The organism is Sodalinema sp., from assembly GCF_046483825.1.
Taxonomy (GTDB): domain Bacteria; phylum Cyanobacteriota; class Cyanobacteriia; order Cyanobacteriales; family Geitlerinemataceae; genus Sodalinema.
The window spans coordinates 21,914-31,255 of sequence record NZ_JAWOCL010000221.1; the positions used below are offsets into that span (position 1 = coordinate 21,914).

At 53.1% G+C, this 9,342-nt stretch carries 6 protein-coding genes; 4 read left to right on the forward strand and 2 right to left on the reverse strand.

Features of this window, described 5'->3' with window-relative positions; translation table 11 throughout:
- The first annotated feature begins 178 nt into the window (after positions 1 to 178).
- From R6U67_RS14505 to R6U67_RS14520, 4 genes are all read left to right on the forward strand, one after another.
- Positions 179 to 2,248, forward strand: a complete 2,070-nt coding sequence (locus R6U67_RS14505) for a DICT sensory domain-containing protein (RefSeq protein ID WP_410253208.1) — start codon at positions 179 to 181, stop codon at positions 2,246 to 2,248.
- A 328-nt stretch (positions 2,249 to 2,576) separates the two neighbouring features.
- Positions 2,577 to 3,005 carry a photosystem I reaction center subunit II PsaD gene (locus tag R6U67_RS14510; RefSeq protein ID WP_410253209.1) on the forward strand — a complete coding sequence of 143 codons (429 nt, stop codon included), beginning with the start codon at positions 2,577 to 2,579 and terminating at the stop codon, positions 3,003 to 3,005.
- A 200-nt stretch (positions 3,006 to 3,205) separates the two neighbouring features.
- Complete coding sequence (locus R6U67_RS14515) at positions 3,206 to 4,738, forward strand: anthranilate synthase component I family protein (RefSeq protein ID WP_410253210.1); 1,533 nt, start codon at positions 3,206 to 3,208, stop codon at positions 4,736 to 4,738.
- A 203-nt stretch (positions 4,739 to 4,941) separates the two neighbouring features.
- Positions 4,942 to 5,352 carry an MAPEG family protein gene (locus tag R6U67_RS14520; protein ID WP_410253211.1) on the forward strand — a complete coding sequence of 137 codons (411 nt, stop codon included), beginning with the start codon at positions 4,942 to 4,944 and terminating at the stop codon, positions 5,350 to 5,352.
- Positions 5,353 to 5,488: 136 nt separating this feature from the next.
- Here the strand turns inward: R6U67_RS14520 and secA are convergent, their stop codons facing one another.
- Together secA and R6U67_RS14530 are read right to left on the reverse strand one after the other, a co-directional pair.
- Positions 5,489 to 8,302, reverse strand: a complete 2,814-nt coding sequence (gene secA, locus R6U67_RS14525; RefSeq protein ID WP_410253212.1) for a preprotein translocase subunit SecA — start codon at positions 8,300 to 8,302, stop codon at positions 5,489 to 5,491.
- 128 nt (positions 8,303 to 8,430) lie between these two features.
- Positions 8,431 to 9,096: a hypothetical protein gene (locus tag R6U67_RS14530; RefSeq protein ID WP_410253213.1), complete on the reverse strand. Its 666-nt coding sequence runs from the start codon at positions 9,094 to 9,096 to the stop codon at positions 8,431 to 8,433.
- Between the last annotated feature and the right edge of the window lie 246 nt (positions 9,097 to 9,342).

Consider the following 9,342-nt stretch of genomic DNA (forward strand, 5'->3'; position numbering starts at 1 on the left):
AGGTTATGTCTTTCACAAATAACCCTGTGTTGACCTTAAGGCAATACAAGGATGAAGCTCACCCCAGAGAAACTCTCGTGACACCCTAATTGATTCCTTACGAGTTCCTGTTTACTGTTCGCTGTTCCCTCACTGATAACGACAAGCGGATGCTACACGCCAAACGGTTCAATCATCCATGAATGTCAAAACGTCCGTTTTGGAGGATTTGTTGCAGGCGCAGCCCCACCTGCGATCGCAAACATACTTTAAATCTTCCCTCATTGCCCTCTCCCACGCGATGGAAGATCAGGTCTTGGCGGGAGAAAACTCCCCCCTCGTCATCGCCACCTTCCAAAAAGAGCGCTTCTATCGCATGGAAGCGAGCCGATACAAGCGCATCGCCCAAGCCACCCAGCAGGTCTATGTTCTAGCGGCCCCAGAAAGTGATTTCACCAACCAGTCCGGCCATTATGAAACCATCGCCTTCAACAGCGACGAACCCCTCAGCCAAGAATGGAACCTGGTGGTTCTTAGTCCTAACTATGGCACCTGTCTCGTCTGTCAAGAGCGAGATATGCCCGAAGGAGAAACCCGCTGGCTGGGGCAAACGAGCCTGGAAATTGACACAGCGCGACGGTTCGAGGGCATTTGGAGTTTTGACCATGACCTAAGCCGTTTTGTCGCCGCACAGCTCCTAAATCGGATTTTGCACTATCGCCCCGAACTGGCCGACAAAGTCGCTCAAGCTCGTCGCGACTATGGCATTGATGACCGTCCTCCTGAACCCCAACTTCCCCCGGCGGTTGAACCCCTAGGGATGAACCCTGGCCCCTTTGCTGAGCGACTCATTACCTATCTACAAGCCGGGCAATATAAACTCATCAAAGCCTATCGCTCCATCGCCGCCCAGGAAGAACAAGAGCGCTTAGTCAACTCCATTACCACCGCCATTCGTCAATCCCTGGACCCCCAAGAAATCCTCAAAGTGGCGGTGCGAGAGTTAGGCGAGGCCTTAGATGTCTGTCGCTGTTTGGTCTATCGCTGTAAAGAAAGCGACGCCACCGCCACCATCGTCCATGAATACGCCGCTCCGGGAATCCAATCTCTGGTGGGGGAAACCTGGAACTTACTCGACAACCCCTTATTTCAAGAAGCCATCGAACGACAATCGGGGGTGTTCCTCGAAGATACCGATAACCCCCAGCAAACCCGGATGGAGAGTTTAGCCTCACTTCTGGAACGGCCAACGGGCCGAGATTGGTTAGCCCAACAGGTGCAACGCTGGAAGATTGGCGCTTGGTTGATGATGCCCATTCTCTCTCGGGGCAAACTCCTGGGAATTTTGGAGTTACACCACTGTCAGGGATGCGCCCACCATTGGTCCAATGACGAAGTGGCGTTAGTCAATACCATTGCCATTCAGATGGGAACGGGGTTAATTCAAGCCGAAACCTACGCTCACCTCGAAGATCTCAATCAGCAACTCGAAGCCCTTGAACGGACGCGCAGCAATTTAATTGCCATTACGGGCCATGAGTTGCGAACGCCCCTATCCACCATTCAAATTTGCCTCGAAAGCCTGGCCAGTGAACCGGATATGCCAGCGGAGTTACAGAAAGTCATGCTCAACACGGCGTTAGTCGATGCTGAACGACTGCGGGAACTGGTGCAAGACTTTCTCACCCTCTCTCGTTTTGAGAGTGGACGGGTGGAATGGAATTTAGAACCCCTCTCGTTACAAGAATGTATTGATTTAGCCATGAGCGGGGTGAAGGCCCGTTACGGCGGTGAGTCGTTGCCGGAGTTGGTGGTGGATATTCCGCCGGATTTACCGTTGGTTCAGGCTGATGGGGAATGGTTGGTGCAGGTGTTGGGGAAACTGCTCGATAATGCCTGCAAGTTTACCCCCAGCGGTGGATCGATTACGGTTCGGGCGACCCCCATGGGCTATCGTTTGCTTAAGGTGACGGTGGCGGACACGGGACGAGGGATTGAACCGGCCCGAGTTGAAGATATTTTTGAGCGTTTCTACCAGGAGGAAGGGGCGCTGCGACGCACGACGGGGGGAACTGGCTTAGGGTTAGCCATCTGTCGTCAAGCGATTCAACGCTGGGGAGGACAGGTTTGGGCGGAATCGGAGGGGAAAGATCGCGGTAGTCGCTTCCATTTCACGATTCCCCGTCTCGACGATGAGGCCCCCTCCGGTTCAACGTCAGATTCGACGGCGCGTGTGTCAGCGGTTCCGAAACGTCGGCGATCGCGTTGAGAAGGCAAAAGGCAAGAGGCAAGGGGCAAGGGGCAAGAGGCAAGAGGCATAACCCACCCCTAACCCCTCCCAAGAGGGGATGGCAAGAGGCAAGAGGTAAGGAGAGTACCTTGAGGGCGCTCTGTTCCCTGTTCCCTGTTCCCTGTTCCCTGTTCCGGTGTTCCCTGTTCCGGTGTTCCCGGTTCCGGTGTTCCCGGTTCCCGGTTCCGGTGTTCCCGGTTCCCGGTTCCCTAACAAACTGTTACATTTGTTGACGAGATGGCTCACCTTTCCCCGCTGCAATGATAGGATCCCCATCAAGCTCTTTAATCTCGTTCAATTTAAACTTATGGCAGAAGAACTGACTGGAAAAACTCCGATTTTCGGTGGTAGCACCGGTGGTTTGCTTTCGGCAGCCGAACGTGAAGAAAAGTACGCCATCACCTGGACTAGCCCCAAGCAGCAAGTGTTTGAGATGCCCACCGGCGGTGCGGCGATCATGCACGAAGGCGAAAACCTGCTGTACTTGGCTCGCAAGGAACAGTGTTTGGCCCTCGGAACCCAACTGCGGACGAAGTTCAAGCCGAAACTCGAAGATTTTAAAATCTATCGGATTTTCCCCAACGGTGAAATGGAATATCTCCATCCCAAAGATGGTGTGTTCCCCGAGAAAGTGAACGAAGGTCGTCCTTTGGTCAACATCCTCGATCGCAGCATCGGCAAAAACCCCGAACCCGCTAAACTCAAGTTCAGCGGTAAACAGCCCTACACCGTTTAAATCGGTTCCGCTTGTCACGGACATTAAGTTGTCTTCCCAGAGAATGTAGAATGTGTTAGCATCTGCATTCTCTTTCTCTTTGCTGGGGAGCGGCTGTCGCTGTTAAGGGACAACTGCGGTAAGATCCCTAAGTTGTCCTAGTTCTGTTGTCCGAGTCCCATTGTCCGAGTCCCACTGTGTAATTCTTCATCATCAGACCTGTGATCTTTCCGGATTTAGAGCAATTTCGTCAACTGGCGCAAACCGGTAATTTTGTCCCAGTCTATCAGGAGTGGGTGGCGGACTTGGATACCCCGGTGTCAGCCTGGTATAAGGTCTGTGCAGGTCAACCCTATAGTTTTCTACTAGAGTCCGTCGAAGGGGGGGAGCGAATTGGACGCTATAGTTTTTTGGGCTGTAATCCCCTTTGGGTCCTCGAATCTCGGGGTGAGGAAACGCTACAAACTCATCGCGATGGCCGAGTCGATCGCTTCGGTGGCGACCCGTTTACGATTGTTGAGGACTGTCTGAAACCCTATCAGCCGGTGCAGTTACCGGAACTCCCTTCGGGGATTGGTGGCTTGTTTGGCTTTTGGGGGTATGAGTTGATTCATTGGATTGAACCGCGCGTCTCGGTGCATCCCGCTCAGAAGGGGGATTTACCGGATGGGGTTTGGATGCAGGTGGATAATCTGCTGGTGTTTGATCAGGTGAAACGGAAGATTTGGGCGATCGCCTATGCGGATTTACGAGATCCCGAGGTGACGGTTGAGGCGGCTTACCGTCAGGCCTGCGATCGCGTCTCGCAGCTCGTCGATAAGCTACAACATCCCCTCAGCAGCGAAGATACGATGCTCGAATGGACTCCGCCTCATCTGAATGAGGATCAACCCCTCGCGACATCGAGCAACACCACACGGGACCAATTCTGCGAGAGTGTCCGCAAGGCCAAAGACTATATCAAAGCTGGGGATATTTTCCAGGTGGTGATTTCGCAGCGGTTATCGGCGGCGTTTGCGGGAGATCCCTTTTCCCTCTATCGCTCGATTCGTCTGATTAATCCCTCTCCCTATATGGCTTATTTCAACTTTAAGTCTTGGCAGGCGATCGGGTCGAGTCCGGAAGTGATGGTGAAAGCCGATCGCCTCGACGATGGAACCCGCCTGGCCACGGTACGGCCCATCGCCGGAACCCGTCCGCGCGGGAAAACGGCCCGGGAGGATGCTGAACTGGCGGCGGATTTGTTGGCCGATCCTAAGGAAGTGGCGGAACATGTCATGTTGGTGGATTTGGGCCGCAATGATTTAGGCCGCGTCTGTGAACAGGGAACGGTGACGGTCGATGAGTTGATGGTGGTGGAGCGCTATTCCCACGTGATGCACATTGTTAGTAATGTGGTGGGGAAACTGGCCCCCTCCAAGTCGGCGTGGGATCTGCTGAAAGCCTGTTTTCCGGCCGGAACCGTCAGTGGTGCGCCCAAGATTCGGGCCATGGAGATTATCGCTGAGTTAGAACCGAGTCGCCGAGGTCCCTATTCGGGGGTCTATGGCTATTATGATTTTGAGGGACAGTTGAATACGGCGATCGCCATTCGCACGGCGATCGTACAAGCCGATGAGTCGGGTCAAAATACGGTCTCTGTTCAAGCGGGGGCTGGCTTAGTGGCTGATTCTGACCCGGACAAAGAGTATCAAGAAACCCTCAATAAGGCCCGAGGCTTATTAGTGGCTATTCGGGCTTTAATGGGTCAATAGGTAGGGGGTTCTCGGCAATGACGGTGTGATTCCTGGAATGCGATCGCCCAATTCGGCAGATTTTTTCCCAGACATCACCTCGACAGCCCGTCCCCAAATCGAGTATAATCTTGACCGATCCGCCTGAGTTTTCAAGACCTTTTTCAAGAGCTACCATTAGACCCATTTTTGGGGTCATTTGTTGTTAAATTATCCCCAGCCCTATGTCAGCCTATCCCTGGACAGCCCTCGTCACCGTCGCCGCCCTAATTCTCTATTTTGTGGTTACGATTAACGTCGGGCGAGCCAGATTCAAATATCAAGTGTCTCCCCCCGCGACATCAGGAAATCCTGATTTTGAGCGAGTGTTTCGCGTTCAGCAAAACACCGTTGAACAGATTGTTTTATTCATTCCCGCCCTGTGGCTGTTTTCCATCTTCGTGAGTCAAGTTTGGGGTGCGGGTTTAGGTGCGGTTTGGGTGATTGGTCGTATTCTCTTCGCCTGGGGGTACTATCAAGCCCCGGAAAAACGAGCCGCTGGATTTGGGATGAGTTCGTTAGTGACGATGGCGTTGTTAATTGGTTCTTTGGTTGGAGTGGCCTTAACGCTGTATTCGGGATTGTCTAACAGCTAAAACCCAAAAGCTCCAAAACCCGCAACGGATAAAGTAGGGGCGAAAAATTTTTCGCCCCTACAATGAAAAATTTTTCGCCCCTACAATTTTGTCGCCGGGCCACAAATTCCACCCGATCTCCTGAAAACCCGATTGTTTAACTCTTCACCGTGGTTTGTTGAACCTGAGGTTGGAACTGGAAGAGGGAGAAGACCACATCGCGGCGGATATCAATCATCATCTCTAAGAACAGTTCATAGCCCTCACTCTTATACTCAATCAGGGGATCTTTCTGGCCATAACCGCGTAGACTCACCGACTCGCGCAAAGCGTCCATCTGTTGCAAATGTTCCCGCCAGAGGGTGTCAATCCGTTGCAGAATGAAGAACCGTTCCGCCTGACGCATCAACCCTGGTTGAATTTTATCGACTTGGGATTCCTTCATATCATAGGCAATATGGACCTGTTCATGGAGGAAGGTTTTAATCTCCTCAACAGCCATATCTTCGAGTTGACTCGGCTGTAACTCCTCCAAGAGATAGACAAACTGTTTCACTTTGTCCACGAGTTTATCGAGGTTCCATTCCTCCGAGGGCAGTTCCGGGTTGATGTAGGCATCGACGATGTCATCCATCGTCATTTCTGCATACTCAATCACCCGCTGTTTGAGGTTTTGTCCTTCCAAGACGCGGCGGCGTTCGGCGTAAATCGCCCGACGTTGATTGTTCATCACTTCGTCGTACTCAAACACCTGTTTACGGATGTCGTAATAGTAGGTTTCAACCTTACGTTGCGCCCCTTCGAGCGATCGCGTCAACATGCCGGACTCAATGGGCATATCCTCCTCAACCCGAAAGGCATTCATGAGGCCCGCGACGCGATCGCCGCCGAAAATCCGTAATAAATTATCCTCTAAACTGAGGAAAAAGCGCGTCGAACCGGGGTCACCTTGGCGGCCCGCTCGTCCTCGCAACTGGTTATCCACCCGGCGAGACTCGTGGCGTTCCGTACCGATGACATGCAAGCCACCCCGTTCAATCACCAAATTATGTTCCTTGTCGGTGTAACTCTCATAATGCTTCAACAACTCCTGATACACCTCGCGCAGCTGAGCCACCACGTTATCCTCCGTCGGAGCCTTCTCAGCGGCGATGGCGATGCGTTCTTCCGCCTCTAACTCCGGTAAACTGCGCTCACCATACTCCTTGACGGCCGTATCTACCATCGACTTGAGTTGCTGTTCCAACTCCGGCGTCAACTCCACCGGGAAAATTTGCGGTGAGGCTTTCCAGGTTTTGGGTTTCGACACCGTATCAAAGCCTTTCCCTTTACTGCGACTGCGACTGGCTAAGGCTTTCGGTTTCGCAAAACTCGCTTCATCCTCGGGTTTAACTAAACGGGGCATAAAATACTCCCGTAGCTTCAGCCGGGCCATATAATCGGCGTTCCCGCCGAGGATAATATCCGTTCCCCGTCCCGCCATGTTGGTGGCGATGGTGACGGTTCCGCCTCGTCCCGCCTGGGCGACAATTTCCGACTCCCGTTCCACATTCTCGGGTTTGGCGTTGAGGAGGTTGTGGGGAACCTTTAACTGACTCAGCAGTTGCGAGAGAACTTCTGATTTCTCCACGCTGGTGGTTCCCACTAATACGGGCCGGCCGGCTTCATGTTTCTCGGCGCATTCTTCGGCGACCGCTTTCCATTTGGCTACCTCGGTTTTATAGACGACATCGGGTAAATCCTTCCGCAACAGGGGACGGTTTGTGGGAACCACCGTCACCCGAAGTTTATAGATTTTCTCAAATTCCGACTCTTCTGTTTTGGCGGTTCCGGTCATCCCCGCTAACTTGGGATAGAGTAGGAAGAAGTTTTGATAGGTAATGGTAGCCAGGGTTTGGGTTTCTGGCTGAATTTCGAGATGTTCCTTGGCTTCGATCGCCTGGTGCAGTCCGTCGCTCCAGCGTCGGCCCGGCATCACCCGGCCGGTAAACTCATCGACAATCACCACATCGCCGTCGCGGATGATGTAGTTGACATCTTTGACAAAGAGTTCTTTGGCTTTGACGGCGTTGAAGACATAATGCGCCCAGGGATCGTCGGGATCGTATAAATCCGTCATTCCCAGGAGTTGTTCAGCCCGAGCGAACCCTTCATCTGAGAGTAAGACATTGCGGGCTTTCTCGTCGATTTCGTAATCTTGGGGGTCGTCTTCCGTTCCCGCCACTAACTGGGCCGCCACTTCAGCGGCGCGGCGGTATTTCTCGCTGGGGCGTTCGACTTGTCCTGAGATAATCAGCGGGGTGCGGGCTTCGTCAATCAGAACCGAATCGACTTCGTCGATGACGCAGTAGTTGAAGGGCCGTTGTACCACTTCCTCGATGGAGGTGGCCATGTTGTCTCGCAGATAGTCGAAGCCTAATTCGGAGTTGGTGCAATAGGTGATGTCGCAGTTGTAGTTTTTGCGCCGTTCGTCGGGGGTCATTCCCTGTTGAATCAGGCCGACAGACAGGCCCAGGAAGCGGTGAACTTGTCCCATCCACTCGGCATCCCGGCGGGCCAGGTAGTCGTTGACGGTGACGACGTGGACTCCTTTGCCGCTGAGGGCGTTGAGATAGGCGGGAAGGGTGGAGACGAGGGTTTTCCCTTCTCCGGTCTTCATTTCGGCAATTTCGCCGCTGTGGAGGACGATTCCGCCGAGGATTTGTACGTCGAAGTGGCGCATTCCTAGGACGCGGCGGGAGGCTTCGCGCACCACGGCGAAGGCTTCGGGGAGGATCTCATCGAGGATTTCGTCTTCTTCTTCTCGCGATCGCGCCTTAGACAACTGTTCCCGAAACTCAGCCGTCTTGGCCACCAACGCTTCATCCGTTAGGGGTTGGATATCTGGCTCAAGAACTTTAACATCAGCCACGAGTGGCTCAATTTTCTTGAGTTTCCGGGTATTGGGGTCGCCGAACAGTCGTTTAAGCATAGGAGGAGCGGGAAGCGTCTATAACAAGAGTTGGCGATCGCACGCTTGGGGGCCAAAGCGTCGGCATCGCATTCACTAAAATGGATTGAAATCAGTGTCTTTATGTTAATCCTACCACTGCAACTCGGCTACTTGACGGGGGTGGAATCCCCCTTGAGCAAGACGGGGTAGTCAAGACAGGGAAAGTTGACCACATCGGCGGGGGTTTGCCGAGATGGGTTGATGTCTGGGTCAACGACACCGGCCACGCGCAGGGCTTTGGAGACGAGTTCTGAACAAAATAGCCGTGAGAGGTCTTCTGGCCCAGATAGTCCTAATTTTTCTAGGAGTTTAATCCCGGCCCCGGCTACTTGGATACTGTCATAAGGGATACGTTGACTATGGGTTTCTCGCAACCAGGCTTCCATGCGCGATCGCCCTTCGGGGGGCAGGGGGCTTTTGAGGGGAAACCACCAAACGGCTCCATCGTACATGAGGGTCCGTTTGGAGAGCCAATTCATCTGCACCCCTTTGATGAGTTCTTTCTCCTCTTTGGAGGCGGGCTGGTGGCTGGTTTCGGTGGTGGATTCGACGACGAGGACACTATCGCCAAAGCCACCGCCCATGCCGACGGTGAGGACAATCCCCACGTGAGAGTACATTGAACCGGTCCCCCACTTAATGACGTCGGAAAACCCGGCATTGCCCGAGAACCCGATGACATCGCCGGTTTTCATCTGGGGACGATGCTGTTCATAGCGAGATAAAATGCTTTCCCGTCGTAAGGCATTGCCAAAGGCTGCTCCAATTCCCATCTGCGAGATCCTCTACTCGTCCTTCGTCCTGATAATACCTTATGGGGAGAAGGGAACAGGGAACAGGGAATAGGGAACAGGGAAAATAAATAAGGCAAGAGGCAAGAGGCAAGAGGCAAGAGGCAAGAGGCAAGAGGGGGAAAGAAGGGAACAGGGAGGGGGGAAATTTTTTTACTATTTTTAAATTTAATTCACAGTAGCAACGGTTCAACCCTCTTCTTTCTTGATTCTTCATTTTATACCTTG